Source organism: Candidatus Protofrankia californiensis (assembly GCF_900634765.1).
Lineage (GTDB): Bacteria > Actinomycetota > Actinomycetes > Frankiales > Frankiaceae > Protofrankia > Protofrankia californiensis.
Genome location: NZ_CAAAFT010000473.1, coordinates 2,402 through 2,924, shown reverse-complemented (window position 1 = coordinate 2,924; position 523 = coordinate 2,402). Strand labels below are relative to the sequence as shown.

1 pseudogene is annotated in these 523 nt (G+C 74.4%); it reads left to right on the top strand.

Features of this window, described 5'->3' with window-relative positions:
• Window positions 1-523: pseudogene (locus tag DD1DGNOD_RS24290) on the top strand (ferredoxin reductase family protein); the annotation flags it as partial.

Here is a 523-nt window from a genome sequence, read left to right as displayed (position 1 = left end):
CGTCTCGGTCTGGATCCGTGGCCGTGACCTGCATCGTCTCGGCGCGGTGGCGGGGCAGTTCCTGTTGTGGCGGTTCGCCGCCCGCGGGCATCTCGTCAGCGCGCACCCCTATTCGCTGTCCGCCCCGCCGCGGCCGGACCGGCTGCGCATCACGGTCAGGGCCACGGGCGATCACTCCCGCGCGATCGCCCACCTGCGGCCGGGCACCCCGGTCGTGGCCGAAGGCCCGTTCGGGCACTTCACCGCCGAGCACGCCACCCGGGGCAGGACGCTGCTCGTCGGCGGGGGCAGCGGGATCGGACCGGTCCGGGCGCTCGCGGAGGACCTGCTCGCCCGCGGCGACGACGTCGTCGTGGTGCACCGGGTCAGCCGGGCGGACGATCTCATCCTGTGGCTGGAGTTCGAGAGGCTGGCCGGCAACGGACGGCTGATCGTCCACCGTGTGGTCGGTTCCCGGCGCGACCTCGGACACGACCCGCTGGCGGCGCGTTTCCTCGTCGCGGCCGTGCCGGACGTCGCCGAA